Origin of the sequence: Pectobacterium peruviense (assembly GCF_003312355.2) — a bacterium.
GTDB classification, from domain to species: domain Bacteria; phylum Pseudomonadota; class Gammaproteobacteria; order Enterobacterales; family Enterobacteriaceae; genus Pectobacterium; species Pectobacterium peruviense.
In genome coordinates this window covers 2,658,391-2,674,683 of the sequence record NZ_CP161826.1, presented here as the reverse complement: position 1 = coordinate 2,674,683, position 16,293 = coordinate 2,658,391, and the positions used below count along the sequence as shown (strand labels likewise).

The 16,293-nt window shown below is 49.8% G+C and carries 15 protein-coding genes and 1 tRNA gene; 11 read left to right on the top strand and 5 right to left on the bottom strand.

The genetic code is table 11. From position 1 onward, the window contains the following. Positions 1-2: 2 nt before the first annotated feature. The 6 genes from DUT67_RS12145 (at position 3) to DUT67_RS12120 (ending at position 8,035) form a co-directional block, all read left to right on the top strand. Positions 3-1,913 carry an ABC transporter ATP-binding protein gene (locus DUT67_RS12145; RefSeq protein WP_048260494.1) on the top strand — a complete coding sequence of 637 codons (1,911 nt, stop codon included), beginning with the start codon at positions 3-5 and terminating at the stop codon, positions 1,911-1,913. Between the two features lie 196 nt (positions 1,914-2,109). Continuing rightward, entirely contained in the window at positions 2,110-3,354 is a 1,245-nt protein-coding gene (pqiA, locus tag DUT67_RS12140) for a membrane integrity-associated transporter subunit PqiA (RefSeq protein WP_368350141.1), read from the top strand. Beyond that, complete coding sequence (gene pqiB, locus DUT67_RS12135) at positions 3,341-4,981, top strand: intermembrane transport protein PqiB (RefSeq protein WP_113631910.1); 1,641 nt, start codon at positions 3,341-3,343, stop codon at positions 4,979-4,981. Before pqiA ends, pqiB begins: the two co-directional genes overlap by 14 nt. Next, positions 4,981-5,547 carry a membrane integrity-associated transporter subunit PqiC gene (gene pqiC / locus DUT67_RS12130; protein WP_113631911.1) on the top strand — a complete coding sequence of 189 codons (567 nt, stop codon included), beginning with the start codon at positions 4,981-4,983 and terminating at the stop codon, positions 5,545-5,547. The genes pqiB and pqiC overlap by 1 nt, the downstream gene beginning before the upstream one ends. Before the next feature lie 330 nt (positions 5,548-5,877). Beyond that, positions 5,878-6,045: a ribosome modulation factor gene (gene rmf, locus DUT67_RS12125; protein ID WP_010276992.1), complete on the top strand. Its 168-nt coding sequence runs from the start codon at positions 5,878-5,880 to the stop codon at positions 6,043-6,045. Between the two features lie 430 nt (positions 6,046-6,475). Beyond that, the gene (locus DUT67_RS12120) at positions 6,476-8,035 is read left to right on the top strand and encodes a methyl-accepting chemotaxis protein (protein ID WP_113631912.1); all 1,560 of its coding nucleotides are present in this window, start codon (positions 6,476-6,478) and stop codon (positions 8,033-8,035) included. A 99-nt stretch (positions 8,036-8,134) separates the two neighbouring features. Here the strand turns inward: DUT67_RS12120 and DUT67_RS12115 are convergent, their stop codons facing one another. Beyond that, entirely contained in the window at positions 8,135-8,719 is a 585-nt protein-coding gene (locus DUT67_RS12115; protein WP_113631913.1) for a hypothetical protein, read from the bottom strand. A gap of 327 nt (positions 8,720-9,046) precedes the next feature. Next, a tRNA-Ser gene (locus tag DUT67_RS12110) sits at positions 9,047-9,136 on the bottom strand. 276 nt (positions 9,137-9,412) lie between these two features. Here DUT67_RS12110 and DUT67_RS12105 point away from each other — a divergent pair. Together DUT67_RS12105 and DUT67_RS12100 are read left to right on the top strand one after the other, a co-directional pair. After that, on the top strand, positions 9,413-10,150 hold the full coding sequence (locus DUT67_RS12105; RefSeq protein ID WP_048260488.1) for a phosphatase: 738 nt from the start codon (positions 9,413-9,415) through the stop codon (positions 10,148-10,150). A gap of 61 nt (positions 10,151-10,211) precedes the next feature. After that, on the top strand, positions 10,212-10,793 hold the full coding sequence (locus DUT67_RS12100) for a molecular chaperone (RefSeq protein WP_113631914.1): 582 nt from the start codon (positions 10,212-10,214) through the stop codon (positions 10,791-10,793). Positions 10,794-10,856: 63 nt separating this feature from the next. Here DUT67_RS12100 and DUT67_RS12095 read toward each other — a convergent pair whose 3' ends face one another. The 3 genes from DUT67_RS12095 to mdtH all read right to left on the bottom strand — a co-directional run bounded on the left by DUT67_RS12095 (position 10,857) and on the right by mdtH (position 13,643). After that, positions 10,857-11,423 carry a lipoprotein gene (locus DUT67_RS12095; protein ID WP_113631915.1) on the bottom strand — a complete coding sequence of 189 codons (567 nt, stop codon included), beginning with the start codon at positions 11,421-11,423 and terminating at the stop codon, positions 10,857-10,859. A 185-nt stretch (positions 11,424-11,608) separates the two neighbouring features. Continuing rightward, positions 11,609-12,256: a glutaredoxin 2 gene (gene grxB / locus DUT67_RS12090; RefSeq protein WP_048260482.1), complete on the bottom strand. Its 648-nt coding sequence runs from the start codon at positions 12,254-12,256 to the stop codon at positions 11,609-11,611. A gap of 181 nt (positions 12,257-12,437) precedes the next feature. Then, positions 12,438-13,643 carry a multidrug efflux MFS transporter MdtH gene (gene mdtH, locus DUT67_RS12085; RefSeq protein WP_048260479.1) on the bottom strand — a complete coding sequence of 402 codons (1,206 nt, stop codon included), beginning with the start codon at positions 13,641-13,643 and terminating at the stop codon, positions 12,438-12,440. A gap of 314 nt (positions 13,644-13,957) precedes the next feature. On the opposite strand from mdtH, the gene rimJ reads away from it, so the two are divergent. From rimJ to DUT67_RS12070, 3 genes are read left to right on the top strand one after another with little or no spacing between them, the layout of a single operon-like run. Beyond that, entirely contained in the window at positions 13,958-14,542 is a 585-nt protein-coding gene (gene rimJ, locus DUT67_RS12080; RefSeq protein ID WP_113631916.1) for a ribosomal protein S5-alanine N-acetyltransferase, read from the top strand. 9 nt (positions 14,543-14,551) lie between these two features. Beyond that, a complete protein-coding gene (locus DUT67_RS12075; RefSeq protein WP_113625840.1) occupies positions 14,552-15,190 on the top strand; it encodes a YceH family protein in 639 nt (212 codons plus the stop codon). Between the two features lie 29 nt (positions 15,191-15,219). Next, positions 15,220-16,185, top strand: coding sequence for a Gfo/Idh/MocA family protein (locus DUT67_RS12070; RefSeq protein WP_113631917.1), 966 nt, complete (start codon positions 15,220-15,222; stop codon positions 16,183-16,185). Positions 16,186-16,293: the final 108 nt, after the last annotated feature.

Below are 16,293 nucleotides of genomic sequence, written 5' to 3'. Positions count from 1 at the left end.
CGATGTCTTTAATTAGTGTTTCAGGTGCATGGCTGTCGTTTAGCGATGCGCCGCTGTTGGATAACACCGAACTCCATATCGAAGAGAATGAGCGCGTTTGTCTGGTTGGTCGCAACGGTGCGGGTAAATCGACGCTGCTGAAAATTTTGGCCAAAGAAACTCCGCTGGATGATGGTCGCATCACCTATGAACAGGATCTGATTGTCGCGCGTCTGCAACAGGATCCACCGCGTGATGTTGCGGGTAGCGTGTTTGATTTTGTTGCTGAAGGCGTCGCCGCGCAGGCGGATCACCTGAAAAACTATCATGCCATGCTGCGTTTGGTAGAAAGTGATCCCAGCGAAAAGAACCTGAACCAGTTGGCTAAATTGCAGGATATTCTGGAGCATCAGGGGCTGTGGCAACTAGAGAGCCGCATTCACGAAGTACTGGAACAGCTTGGCCTGTCCGCCGATGCGCCACTGGCTTCGCTTTCTGGCGGCTGGTTACGTAAAGCCGCACTCGGCAGAGCGCTGGTGAGTTCACCGCGCGTGCTGCTGCTGGATGAACCGACTAACCATCTGGATATTGAGACGATTGACTGGCTGGAAACCTTCTTGAAAACGTTCCAGGGCAGCATCGTCTTTATCTCCCATGACCGTTCATTTATTCGCAATATGGCCACCCGTATTGTCGACCTCGACCGCGGTAAATTGGTTTCCTGGCCGGGTAACTACGAAAAGTATCTGGAAGGGAAAGAAGAAGCGCTGCGGGTTGAAGATCTGCAAAATGCAGAGTTCGATCGTAAACTGGCGCAGGAAGAAGTATGGATCCGTCAGGGTATCAAAGCCCGTCGTACCCGTAATGAAGGCCGCGTGCGGGCATTGAAGGCAATGCGTCAGGATCGTGCCCAGCGTCGTGAAGTAATGGGTTCGGCGAAAATGCAGGTTGAAGAAGCGGCTCGCTCCGGCAAGATTGTGTTTGAATTGGAAGACGTCAGCTATCAGGTTGACAATAAGGTGCTAACACGCAATTTCTCCGCTCAGGTACAGCGCGGTGACAAGATTGCGCTGGTAGGGCCGAATGGCTGCGGTAAAACCACGCTGCTAAAATTGATGCTGGGTGGACTAGAGCCTATCAGCGGACGTGTGCACTGTGGCACGAAGCTGGAAGTGGCCTATTTCGATCAGCACCGTGCTGAGCTTGATCCAGAACGCACAGTGATGGACAACCTGGCGGAAGGTAAGCAGGAAGTGATGGTCAACGGCCGCTCACGTCATGTGTTGGGCTACTTACAGGACTTCCTGTTCCATCCGAAACGTGCGATGACGCCGGTAAAAGCGTTGTCAGGTGGAGAACGTAACCGTCTGCTGCTGGCACGCTTGTTCCTCAAGCCTAGCAACCTGTTGATTCTTGATGAACCGACCAACGATCTGGACGTGGAAACGCTGGAACTGCTGGAAGAGCTGATCGAAAGCTATCAGGGAACCGTTCTGCTGGTCAGCCACGATCGTCAGTTCGTTGATAACTCGGTTACCGAATGCTGGATCTTTGAAGGCGATGGCAAGATTTCTCGCTTCGTCGGTGGATATTTCGATGCGCAGCAGCAGCGCGCAACGACAACGCCACTGCGAACGACGGCAGGTCCGGCAGTAACTGCGTCAGCGACAACTGCGAGCACCGCACCGTCCGCTAAACGAAGTGTCGGGAAATTAAGTTATAACCTTCAGCGCGAATTAGAGCAGCTACCGCTGCGTATTGAGCAGTTGGAGCAGGAAATTGAGTCACTGCAAGCGCAGATGAATGACGCCAATTTCTTTAGCCGCCCACATGACGAAACGCAGCAGGTATTAGCTGCACTGGCGGAAGCGGAAAGTGCGTTGGAAATCAGCTTTGCCCGCTGGGAAGAGCTGGAAGCACAGAAAAACGGCTAATCTGCGTTGTTTGTGTTATGTCATCAATACGGGAGGTTAACTCCCGTATTGATAGAAGATGTTTTCGGTCAGAAGCTGACGAGTTTGAAGGAGAGGACGCGTGTGTTCCCATCACGATCGGCATGACTGTAATCTTCAACGTGAGCATGGCCATGAACACGAATATGGCCTTGAACATCATAACCATGATGATTATATGCTTTGCCCACAGTGTGACCTGCTGGTGGAATTACCCATGCTGTCACACGGACAGAAGGCAACGTGCCCGCGCTGTAAAACCGCGTTAACTAGCCGCCAGACGGAGCCGCGTAAACGGCCAGTCGGCTACGCGGTAAGTGCACTATGCATGCTATTGCTGGCAAACCTCTTCCCCTTCGTTTCTATGCGCGTAGCGGGTATCACCAGCGAAATTACCCTGATACAGATTCCTAAAGTGATGGTGGCGGAAAACTACGCCAGCGTCGCGACACTGTTTATGCTTTTTGTTCAACTCGTCCCCGCTTTCAGTATGGCGATGCTCATTCTGCTTTGCTTGCATGCGTCGCTGCCGTTGGCACTGAAAAAAAGCATGGGCAAGATGTTGTTTCATCTTAAAAGTTGGGGCATGGCGGAGATTTTCCTGGCTGGTGTGTTGGTCAGCTTTGTCAAACTTATGGCCTATGGTGACATTGGCATCGGCACCAGTTTTATGCCTTTTGTTCTGTTCTGTCTGCTACAGCTGTTAGCCTTCCAAAGCCTCGACCGCCGCTGGTTGTGGAATGATATTGTGCCGCCCCCTGCATTACCCGCTCCCCCTATTTTGGGGAAGAGTGGGTTATCGCAAGGGCTGCGTTCGTGCTCATGTTGCACCGCTATTCTGCCAGCCAACCAGTTAATATGTCCGCGCTGTCACTCACGCGGGCACGCCCGTAAGAAACATAGCCTGCAATGGACGCTAGCCCTGCTGATCACCTCGGTGATGCTATATATCCCCTCGAATTTGATGCCGATTATGGTGACTGAAGCCTTCGGTGATCGGATGGGATCGACGATCATGTCGGGCGTCATCCTGCTGTGGGGAATGGGATCTTACCCTGTCGCGCTAGTGATTTTTGTTGCCAGCGTGATGGTGCCGACGCTAAAAATGCTGGCGTTAGGCTGGCTGTGCTGGCAGGCCAATAGCAAAACTAAAAAAACAGAAGACAGTGAGCGAATGCACGTCATCTATGAGATGGTTGAGTTTGTTGGGCGATGGTCAATGATTGATGTGTTTGTTATTGCCGTGCTGTCTGCGATGGTGCGTATTGGGCGTTTAATGAGTATTTATCCCGCCGTTGGGGCGGTACTGTTCGCGGCCGTGGTGATTCTGACCATGTTTGCTGCGATGATGTTTGATCCCCGTTTGTTATGGGATCGTCGTGATGATGTTCTTCATAAGGAGCCTTCCGTTGGCGAAAGATAATCATGCCGTTGCGGATGTAGAAACAATTAAACGCTGGTCGCCGGTCTGGATTGTGCCGATTGTCACCGTGCTGATCGGTGCCTGGATACTGTTTTATCATTTCAGCCACCAAGGGCCGCAAATTACGCTGATTACCAGCAACGCCGAAGGCATCGAAGCGGGTAAAACCGCAATCAAAAGCCGCAGCGTCGATGTTGGCGTGGTCGAGAGCGTTGTGCTGAGTGACGATCTTCATCGGGTGGAAATCAAGGCACGCCTGCATGACGGCATGGATAAACTACTCAAGCAGGATTCTGCTTTTTGGGTGGTGAAGCCACAGATTGGACGAGAAGGGATCTCTGGACTGGGTACGTTATTATCCGGTGCCTACATCGAGCTGCAACCTGGGGCGAATAAGGATGAGAAGCGCGAGTTTACCCTGCTCGATGCGCCGCCGCTGGCCTCACCGGATGCGAAAGGCATCAGGGTGATACTCGACAGCGATCAATCCGGGCAGTTGAATGCCGGTGATCCTGTCCTGTTCCGTGGCTATCGCGTAGGGTCGGTGGAAACCAGCGAGTTCGATCCGAAAGCGCGTAAAATGCGCTATCAGCTGTTTATTTCTGCCCCATATGACGGCCTGGTCACCAGCAATGTTCGTTTCTGGAAAGACAGCGGCGTAGCGTTCGATATGTCGGCACAAGGCATGCGTGTCGAAATGGGCTCGCTGACCACGTTGTTCAGCGGTGGCGTCAGCTTTGATGTCCCGACTGGATGGGAACTGGGTGATGCGGCCAAGGCAATGGCGCAATATCGACTCTTTGATAGCCAGCGCAGCATTCAGGACTCGTTGTACACCGAATATAAAGAGTATCTGCTGTTCTTCAGTGAATCGATCCGTGGTTTACAGGCTGGTGCTCCGGTTGAATTCCGTGGTATTCGGCTGGGCACGGTTGCCGAAGCGCCATTTTTCCCCAAAAATATGAAACAAGAACTGGATGATGATTATCGCATTCCGGTGCTGATTCGTATTGAACCCGATCGGTTCGAGAAGAAGATTGGCGGCTCGTTCGACTTTGAACAGCACTTGAAGCAGGCTCAATCGCTGGGGCTGCGCGCCTCGATGAAATCGGCTAACCTCCTGACGGGGGCGCTCTATATCGATCTCGATTTTTATCCAAAAGAAAAAGTGGATAAACAGTTGTTCGTTCTGGATGGCTATCCGATTCTGCCTACCATTGACGGTGGCCTGTCACAGATTCAACAGAAGCTGATGGCGGTGCTGGATAAAGTGAATAACCTGCCGCTGAACCCGATGGTTAATGAAGCAACGAAGACGCTGACGGAAAGCCAGGCGACGCTGCGTGAAATGCAAAAAACGCTGGCGACACTGAACAAGCTGACATCCAGCAAAGCGATGCAGGATCTGCCGGAAGATATGCAAAAAACGTTGCTTGAGCTGAATCGGAGCATGAAAGGCTTCCAGCCGGGCTCACCGGCATATAATAAGATGGTGGCGGATATGCAGCGGTTGGATCAGGTCTTACGGGAACTACAGCCTGTGCTGCGTACCCTGAACGAGAAAAGCAATGCGTTGGTGTTTGAGGCCTCTGGTAGTCAAGATCCTCAGCCGAAGAGGGCAAAATAATGATGAAAGTATGGACGCTAGCTCTGGTGCTGGTATTGAGCGCCTGTAGCAGTAGCAATACGCAGAAAACGTACTATCAGCTACCGACAATAGCGGATACCAGCACGACGCAGACTGCTGTGACTCAGGGGCGTCCGCTATGGGTTGAGCATGTCAGCGTGGCGGATTATCTCGTCAATACGGGGCTGGTCTATCAGACCAACGATGTGCAGTATGTTATTGCCAGTAATAACTTGTGGGCCAGCCCGTTGGATCAGCAATTGCAGCAGGCGTTGGTGGCTAATCTAGGGCATAAACTGCCCGGTTGGGTCGTGACCACGCAGCCGCAGGGAAGCGAGCAGGCTGTACTGAACGTTTCTGTTACAGGTTTTCACGGCCGTTATGATGGCAATGTGGTCATCCGTGGAGAATGGATACTGACCTATCAGGGAAAGGTGCTTAAACGCCCCTTCAGCGTGTTGCTGCCACAAACGGAAGATGGTTATGACGCGCTGGTAAGAACGTTGGCGCAAGGCTGGCAGCAGGTTTCTCAGTCGATTGCTCAGCAGGCAGGCTCGCTTAACTAAGTGTGACCGATGGTGGCATTACCTGATCGTTGTTTGAAACAAAGGTGACGCTAAAAACCAAACTTCTAAAAAATAAGCTTCTAAAAATCAGACCTCTAAAGATGTAATGCTGTGATTGCATTGCGTTTTTAGAGGTTTTTTATTGTTTTCAATTGGTTAGGTTTTTTCGTTCTTTGACGGGGAAAATTCCTATTTTGGATCACAAATATGACACTGGTGTGAATTTTGCGCCTTGACCTTTGGCGGCAGAATCGGTATTGATAGTCTGTGGTTGCTTATAAAGTAATCATTGTTTTCTTTCCACCAGATTAATAATGAGGGAAATAAGGCATGAAGAGACAGAAACGCGATCGCCTTGAACGGGCTCATTCACGTGGTTATCAAGCTGGTATTGTCGGTAGACCAAAGGAATTTTGTCCTTATCAATCAATTAATGCCCGGTCTTACTGGTTGGGAGGCTGGCGAAAAGCCATGGAGGACAGGGCTGTTACCGCTTAGCGCGCCTTGTCATTAGAGGGAACGCCTCCGCTTTTGCGGAGGCTTTTGTTTTTTTAAAGGTAAATGTTTTTAAGGGGCTAAATGCCCTGATTCTGCATCTTCTCTGTTCAATCGACACAGAGCTCAACCGACAGACACGATCAACGAACACGATCGGCAAATGTACGCGCCTCGGATGACGATCCGAGGTTTTCTTACTTTTGTAACGTCACTTACGTATTACTTTCGATTTCGATCATTTATCGCCATTTTATTAGTCGTTATTGCTCGATTCGGTCTTTAAATTGAGCGAATAAGGTAATTGTTCATTATTTATTGTTAAAAAATCTATCATTACTACCTGAATGGTATGGTTCAGGGCGGCAATGTAGTGTAATTTTTTTGTTCGGAATTTTCTGAAAATCAGTTAGCGAGTAGAGAGAAGAATATAGTGAAATTACGAACCAGAATTGCACTGCTATGCGGTACGACCTTGTTAGGGATGCTTATTTTATCTGCGGTGGCGCTGAACACGCTCTATAACACGATGATGAGTGAACGCACTGGCCAGCTTTCTACGCTGGTTGAACTGGCTCATTCGGCGGTGCAGAAAGCGTACGAGTTGGAGAAAAGTGGTCAGTTGTCGCGCGACGAAGCAGAGAAAGAGGCCAAACGGACGATCGGGAGTTTCCATCAGGGCGATCGCTATTTCTTCGTGCGCGGCTACACGAATGATGTGAACTATGTACACCCTAATCCTAAGCGCATTGGCATCGTTGATGCGAATGGCGGTAAAGAAGCTGGAGAACGCTATCGTGCTTCGCTTCAAGGCAATACGATTGGTACCGTGATCGCGGAAGGGACGCGTCCAGGGCAGCAAAATAAGGTTGAGAAGCTCTATGCAGTGATTAAATTCGAGCCTTGGGACTGGACGATTGGTTATGGTGATTACATTGACGATATTCAGCAGACGTTCTGGCACAATGCGCTGATCTTACTGTCTTTAGGGCTGGTTCTGCTGTTAATTATTTCCACGTTTGCATGGAATATGCTGCGCACGTTGATGCGCCAGCTTGGCGGAGAGCCGCAATACGCCGTTGATGTTGTTCGCGAAATCGCGGAAGGTAATTTACGCGTTGACGTTGAAACGAAACCGGGCGATCAAACCAGTATTCTTTACGCTATCCGTGCGATGCGCGACAACTTGTCGCATCTGGTTAATCAGGTTCGCAGCAGCACAAATTCTATTGCCACGGCGTCGACGCAGATCGCATCAGGCAACGGCGATTTGTCCGCCCGTACTGAATCGCAGGCCAGCGCATTAGAGCAAACGGCATCGGCAATGGAACAACTGACCGCCACGGTGAAGCAGAATGCCGATAATGCGCGCTATGCAAATGAACTCGCGGTATCGGCATCGGACGTGGCAGTGCGCGGTGGCAACGTTGTCAGCCGGGTCGTCGTAACGATGGATTCCATCAGTTCATCATCTCGCAAAATTGTGGATATTATCGGCGTCATCGATAGCATAGCTTTCCAGACGAACATCCTGGCGCTGAATGCAGCGGTGGAAGCTGCGCGTGCCGGTGAACAAGGGCGTGGCTTCGCCGTGGTCGCAAGTGAAGTGCGCACGCTGGCGCAGCGCTCGGCATCCGCTGCCAGAGAAATTAAAGGTTTGATTGATGATTCGGTTGCCAAGGTTGGAGAGGGCACGGATTTCGTGAAGCAGGCTGGCGATACGATGAGTGAAGTGGTTGAGAGTGTGCATCGCGTAACGTCCATGATGGGCGAGATCAGTATTGCGAGTGCAGAACAGCGCTCCGGTATTGAACAGGTCAATCTCGCGATATCGCAGATGGATCAGAGCACTGAACAGAATGCGGCATTGGTTGAAGAAGCACTGGCTGCGGCACACTCGCTGAACGAACAGGCACAAGAGCTGTCACGTACCGTTGAACAATTCCGTGTGGATGAATCTGCGGGCAGCTATCTGGCGCTGGGCGCAAGATAGATTTACGTGTAGCTATCTCTGAAAGATGTGGCTGATAATATTTATAGCCACACTTTTCAGGCTCTTGATATTTATCTAACAACGAATCAACGAGAGGAATTATAATTTGCCATTGTACTCTATTGGGGCTTGATCAATTCCTACGTCTTTTCTTATCTCGTTGATAAGGCCTATCGCTATCGTGCGTATTTCTTCCCATACATATGGCCTATTGTCATAGGCAACTTGAAGAAGATAGTCAATGAGTTCGTCTTGAGTATCCATAACTCTTTGGGGCGCAAACATAGCCATGTATCCATAGAGCCGTATTCGCTGTTCGTTGAATACATCAAAATGTTTCATTGCTTCATCTTGTGATAAGCGGTTCATATGATATGCATCCAGCTTTGCTAGGAGACTGGCAATGAGGTCAATGATACCTCGATAGATTAGAACTTTATCATTTCGGATTGAGACATATTTGTCCTTCATAAAGTCGAGTTCTTTCTCGATAGTTTTCAGCGACACATTTAGTTTATGCTCCGCTACGTTCAATTGTATTTTTAGTTCATGAGCTTCTTTTTGTAGGATGCGCTGTGCCCAGATTTTACCAAGCCAAGACGAAAGGCCTAAGATAATTGCTCCTGCTGAAAATACAGAAAACAGGCCTGTACCTACTACACTAAATACTTCATCCAAAGCCATATTTATGAATGCCTAATAATTTCAGGAAATAAGCGCAGTAATTATGTATGGGGTAGATTGGGGCTGGTTAGCTGCGCAAAAGATATACCATGAATCGCTATCATAGCATGGGGTATTAAGTGAGTAGAACAAGCTTACGGTGTCGCTCTCAGATTATACAGACGTTGTCTTTTCGCTATGTAAGAGCGACTCTGCAATGTGTATGCTGGAGGGTTCTCGCGGTATTCTGCCGCTCGCCCTTCGTGCCACCATTGACAGGCTTCTCACCTGTTCCAACACCATAAAAGAAAACGCCCTTAACTTGCGTCAAGGGCGTTTTCTTTTATATGGCGGTGAGGAAGGGATTCGAACCCTTGATACGTTTTCACGTATACACACTTTCCAGGCGTGCTCCTTCAGCCTCTCGGACACCTCACCGTGGCCTCGCGGTATGTCATACCAGCGGACGGCGCTAATGTAGGTAAATTGCCGGACAGCGTCAACAAACTTCTGCATTCCATGCGCGCAATTAGCTAAAGTTAACGCAATTTGTTGGTTTGCTCACCGTTTTGCTCTCGCCTTCGTTCATCCCCGGCATTAATCCAAAATGCCATGTTTCATTTGTGTTAATCATGCGTTGTAAATTCGCTCGCTGGCTGCGGAATATCCCTGGAAATGGTATGCTGACTTGCAAACATTGACCCAGGAGAACCTATGTATCCCGTCGATTTACATATGCACACCGTTGCCAGTACACATGCTTACAGTACCCTTCATGATTACATCGTCGAAGCGCAGCAGAAGAATATCCGCCTGTTTGCCATTACCGATCATGGCCCAGATATGGCGGATGCGCCGCATTACTGGCATTTCATGAATATGCGCGTTTGGCCACGTCTGGTTGATGGCGTCGGAATCCTACGCGGTATCGAAGCGAATATTAAAAATATCGAAGGTGATATCGACTGCACCGGACCTATGTTGGATCAGGTCGATGTGATTATTGCGGGCTTTCACGAGCCAGTTTTTCCACCGCAGGATAAAGATACGCACACTGCGGCGATGATCGCGACCATGGCGCGTGGCGATGCACATATCATTAGTCACCCGGGTAACCCGAAGTTTCCCGTTGATATCCGCGCGATTGCGGAAGCAGCGGCGAAATATAATGTTGCGCTGGAGTTGAATAACTCCTCTTTCATGCATTCACGCCAAGGCAGTGAACCAAACTGTCGGGCGATTGCTGAAGCTGTTCGTGACGCGGGTGGTCTACTTTCTTTAGGTTCAGATTCCCATATCGCGTTTTCTCTGGGAGATTTTACCCACTGTGAGCGTATTTTGCAGGAAGTGAATTTCCCGCAAGATCGGATATTAAACGTAAGCCCTCGGCGCGTGCTGGATTTCCTCGAACAGCGTGGAATGCCTGCTATCACCGAACTTGCCGACTTGTGACGGTGTCACTTAAAAGCCGTTACTTAAAAACAGTGCCACTTAAAAATAAATAGGGTTATGAATGAACGAGTTTTCTATTGTGTGCCGCCTATTAGGCACGCTGTTTTATCGCCAGCCGCAGGATCCTTTGCTGACACCGTTATTTACGCTGATTAAAGACGGGAAACTGGCGCAGCATTGGCCGCTGGAACAAGATGCGTTGCTGGCTCGTTTGCAAAAGGGGCTGGATTTACCCGAGATGGCGGCGGATTATCAGGCGCTGTTTGATAGTGCAAGCGGTTCAGTTTCACCGTTGCGCTCGTCTTATGAAAGCGATGGCGATGATGCAGACATTCGTACCTTCCTGCAACAGCGCGGCATGCCGTTAAATGACGGTGCGGTCGGTCATTTTGGTAGTTTGCTGCTTGCGGCGTCATGGCTGGAAGATCAGGCACAAGAAGACGAAACGGCTGCGCAGATTACCCTGTTTGATGAATATCTATTACCGTGGAGCGATCGTTTCCTCGGGAAAGTGGAAAGTCATGCCACTACGGCATTTTATCGCACACTGGCGATAGTGTGCCGCGAAGCGCTGGAGGCCATGCGGGATGAGCTGAGTGAAAGCGAAGAAGATGACGAAGACGAGTCTGAAGCCGAAGAGTAATACGCCAAGCCTACTCAAACATAGCCGATAGCAGACATCGCGTATGCTATCGGCAAGTGAGCGTTAATCAGTAAACAGGATAACAATCTGGCCGGGTTTGATTTCGATGCCTTTTGCCATTTTCTTCGCCATTGATTCCGTTGTGCTCTTATCCGCATTCAACACATAAGCTGGTTTTTGGTCAAAATAGCTTTTCAGTGATTGATTGAGGTAAGGGCTTAGCGTTTTCATTATCGTCTGCATTTTTTCCGGCTGTACGGTGTAATCAACCAGTTCCATGTCCTTCAGGTAAATTGCCCCCTGAGCTTTATCAAATACTGGCTGTGCTTTCAGTGTAAGTTTCATATCCGCAGTCTGGTTTCCCAGCAGGGACGAAATATCGACCTTCGCATTGCCTGCTAGCGTGATTTTACCCGGTTCTGCACGACCAATCTGACTGGATAGCTCGGTCAACACGATATGCGCATCGACTACGCCGGGTACGCCCAGCTGTTTCTGGTAATCATTGTGCTTTTGCAGATACTCATTCACTTCCTGTTCGCTGAGCGTGTATTGCGTGAGTTTATTACAACCGCTGAGTGTAAAGGCGAGTAGCACTGCGGCGGCTGCCATCCATCCTGATTTTTTCATTATTTTGACCTCTTAATGCTATTTTTTACGCGCACAATTTATTTATCTGGGCGGTTTATTCATGCGAAAAATAACCATGATTTCGCTTGGGCATCGTGCGCCCGATGCACAGGGTAAACAATAGGATAGCACTGAAATGGTCGATAACGCCGCTTCAGAACGAAGCGGCGGAGTAAACTGAATGACTAGATTGCCAGACTGCTGAGTAGCGTTACTTGAGTCTGCTTCGCCATGTTATCCCGATAGTCCGCAACGCGGGAAGGCGGCGTAACGCCCGCAACAATAGACAAAGAGCGGAGAAGTGGAAAGAGGTCGATGTCATCTGTTGATAGCACGCCGTTACAGGCATTCGGCTGAACAATCAGTGGATCAAGATCCTGTAAGTCACGGTTCAGTTTCTTAATCAGCCCCTGAGAATGGCTCAGATGATCAGCAAAATTACCGAGCTGAGCTTCTTTCTTGTTAATAAAATATTGTCGGGCAGGCGCGGAGGCAAACTCTTCAAAGGCTGCCTGAGCAAAGCGGGGGATAATCAAACGCGGCGTATATTCGGTAACTTTACGTAGCCAGGCAGCGATTGCTGGATTGGTTGACCCCGTCAGCAGCGGCTTGCGGTCGTAACTATCGATGAAATGAACGATGTCCATGCTTTCTGGCATATAGCTGCCGTCATCTTTTTGCAGAATAGGCACCATCTTTTGGCCGATCAGCCGTTCTGGCGTCGCCGCGTCATCATTCGCCAATATTTGCAATTCGACAGGGATATTTTTCAGACCGAAGATCATGCGCGCTTTAACGCAGTAGGGGCAGTGATCGTAAATGTAGAGCTTCATACGTCGTCTCCTAAATTACAAGGTATAGACAAAGGCCGCGGTGCGACCACGTGTGTAACCCATCATCAAACAAGATAAATTGAGTGTGCGAGAGGGCTCGCGACGAAACAATTGTTTGAATGTATTAGGAAAGTATAGAAGGGCTTTACCGACGAGATCAAACTCGTCGGTAAAATTCAGACTAATGACCACCCAGCATGGCGGGCTCGATACGGCGTTGATTGAACTGCCAATACAGCGCAGCTAACGTCAGGAACCCGATGGTGCCGAGCATGAACCACGGTAGTTCTGGCTGATTCAATGCGTGTCCGGTATCGAATAACCAGCCGCCGCCGCTATAGCCAATCGCGCCACCGAGCGCCAGTCCAAGCCGACTAAAGCCCATATAGCTGCCTCTGGCCCTGGAATCGGCCAGCGAGGCGCTCAACGTTTCACGCGCAGGTTCAGCGATAATCGAGCCTATATAAAACAGACTGATAAGCATCAGCAGTGGCTGAAGCTCTGTCGTCATTCCAATTGGGAACATGCTGACGGACATGATGAAAAGCCCCACCATCAGGCGCTGTTCCAACCGGAAACGCTTCTCGCTCCAGCGGGCGATAGGATAAAGCAGCGTCAGCGACAGTGCCGCTTCAATGGCGTACATCCATTTCACCGCAGACGGTGTCCCGGCGATTTCGTTGACCATAATGGGTAGCATTAACAGCACCTGAACGGCCAACATGTAGTAGCCCGTCAGCGTTAATACATACATCAGGAAACGGCGGTCGCGAATCACTCGCATCAGCCCTTCCTTGATTGGCGTTCTTACCGTTGAAATACGGTAGGCCGGTAGCAGCCAGGCATTTAGCCCTGCTACAAGCACGAAAATAACCGCGCCAACCCAGCAGACAATCTCGAAATCGTACTGAAGCAGCCAACTGCCGAGCAGGGCACCGATAACAGCACCGGCACTGTCTTGCATCATCAGCAGTGAATAGAAACGACCACGTTCTTGTGGGCGGATCAATTTGATCACCAGTGCGGTACGCGGCGGATCGAATAGCGTGCCACCCAAACCTGACAACGCACAGGACAGCCAGAGCAGCCAAGGCTCGTCGGCAATTGCCATGAACACAAAACCGGAAGCACGCAGCAGCATCCCAGTGATAATCATCGGTTTGGCACCAAAACGGTCAGCAATGGCACCGCCAAAAATACCCAGACCTTGCTGAATAAATTGACGCAATCCCAATGCAATACCGACTAATAATGCGGCCCAGCCGAGTTGATCGACAAAACGAATGGAAATAAGGGGGAAAACAACGAAGAACCCTAAAACCACCAGCATATTATCTAGTAATAAAAAATATTTACCCAAGCTCCGAGCTTGCGACATCAGAGGCATGTTTCACCACAACGAAGAAAGGAGGAAAATAACAGACGTGACTATTTTGTACTCTAATTCAACTTTGGTATAGCCTATTGTTGGATAATATTTTTTTATCGATTTAACGTTATCCGAGTAGCATTTCAGCGAGAAAAAATGGTTTTCCTGATTCAACTGCGCAATAACTCGGCGACGAGGATTTTACGTCCATGAATTTATGTGGTTATAGTAAGGATTATCGGGAATGCCGATATTTTCTGCTTATGTGAAATAGTCACTTTTTCAGCGCCGATGAATTTTACTTATCGATAACATGGAGAGTAGGGGGCAAAATGTTTGGCTATCGTTCAACGCCGGCAAAAGTGCAATTGACAACCGATAGGCTGGTGGTGCGTCTGGCCCATGAACACGATGCATGGCGTCTGGCTGAATACTATTCTGAAAACCGTGATTTTCTTAAGCCGTGGGAACCCGTGAGAGACGCCAGCCATTGCTATCCATCAGGCTGGCAAGCGCGGCTTAGCGTGATTAACGAAATGCATAAACAGGGCAGTGCTTATTACTTTCTCCTGTTGGATCCGAATGAAAACGAAGTGTGTGGCGTAGCGAATTTCAGCAACGTGCTGCGGGGATCGTTCCACGCCTGCTATCTGGGTTACTCTCTCGGCCAGAAATGGCAGGGGCAGGGGCTGATGTACGAAGCCTTGCAGTCGGCTTTGTATTATATGCAGCGTCAGCAGCATATGCATCGCATCATGGCTAACTATATGCCGCATAACCAGCGCAGTGGGAACCTACTAACGCGTTTGGGGTTTGAACGTGAAGGCTATGCGAAGGATTATCTGCTTATTGATGGCAAATGGCAGGATCATGTATTAACCGCGCTGACCAACGCCGAGTGGAAGTCTCCGCGTTAAGGAAAAATGATGAAATACCAATTGGATGCTCGTGAAGCCCGCGTGATCGGATGCATGTTGGAAAAGCAGATTACTACGCCGGATCAATACCCGATGTCGTTAAACGGCATCACCACGGCTTGCAACCAGAAAACCAACCGTGAGCCAGTGATGGAACTGAGCGAAAGTGAGGTACAGCAAACGCTGGATTTGCTCGTGAAGAAGCATTTCCTACGCACGCTCAGCGGCTTTGGTAATCGTGTTGTGAAGTACGAACATCGTTTTTGCAATTCGGAATTTGGCGATCTGAAACTCTCTCCCGCGGAAGTGGCTCTGGTGACGACACTTCTCCTGCGCGGCCCACAGACTCCGGGTGAATTGCGTACGCGCGCCGCTCGCTTGTATGAGTTTTCAGATGTTGGCGAAGCCGAATCTACACTTGAACAACTGCAACAGCGTGACGATGGCCCGTTTGTTGTACGGCTCGCGCGGGAAGCGGGAAAACGTGAAAGTCGCTACAGGCACCTTTTCAGCGGTGACGCGAGCGATGCTGCGACTCCTGAAGAGGAAAGCGTGAGCGACAATTCGCCTCCGTTGGTCGAGCGAGTTGAGGCGTTAGAGAAAGAGGTCGCTGAACTCAAACGTCAGCTTGCCGCACTGTTAGCGTAATAGAATTTGTATCAGGGAGAAAATCAGCCATGAAACCTCAGTTTTCATCTGCGGAAAACGTTGCAGAACCTACCGCGTCCATCCAACGTCCCCGTATCGGTGTCGTCGGATTAGGATCTATTGCGCAGAAAGCCTATTTGCCTATTCTTAGTCAGGCTGAACGTTGGGAACTGGTTGGTGCATTTTCTCCCGATCGACAAAAAACGCAGCGGATTTGCCAGCACTATCGGATGACGGGTTTCTCTGCATTGGATGATGTGGCAGCACATTGCGATGCAGTCTTTGTCCATAGCAGTACCGCCAGCCATTTCTCCGTGGTAAAGCAACTGCTTGAGGCGGGTGTCGATGTCTATGTGGATAAACCGCTGGCAGACACGCTGGAGCAAGCGGAAGCGCTGGTTGACTTGGCAGAGCAACAACAAAAAATTCTCATGGTCGGCTTTAACCGTCGGTTTGCCCCCTGTTATCAGCAGCTAAAACAGCGGTTGGATCAACCCGCATCCTTGCGTATGGATAAGCATCGTATTAATGGCGTCGGGCCGCACGATGTGCGTTTTACCTTATTGGACGACTATCTGCACGTGGTGGACACCGCGCTTTGGCTTGCAGGAGGTGATGTCGAATTGATTGATGGTGTTTTACATGCGAATGCGGACGGCCAACTGCTGTATGCCGAGCATCATTTCCAGAGCGGAAACTGTCAGGTGACAACCAGTATGCATCGTCAGGCTGGGAGCCAGCGAGAGTGGGTTCAGGCTGTTACCAACGGTGGGCTATATCAGGTGGATGAGATGCGTGAATGGCGTGAAGATCGTGAAGGAGTGACGCTTCACCCAGCCGTGCCATCTTGGCAAACTACGCTAGAACAGCGTGGATTTGTCGGTGCGGTGCATCATTTCATGGCGGCAGTTGAACAACGGAAACCAGCGGAAACATCAGGTAACCAGGCGTTGCTGTCGCAGCGTATGATTGAAAAATTGCTGGGAAAAAGCTGAAAAGTTCAGCGGTTATGGCAATGTTCGGTAGCTATTACACGCGCAATGCGTAGACTAGTCGCACCTCGCAATCAGGATGACCCCAATGGGTTAATAATCACGCCTGAA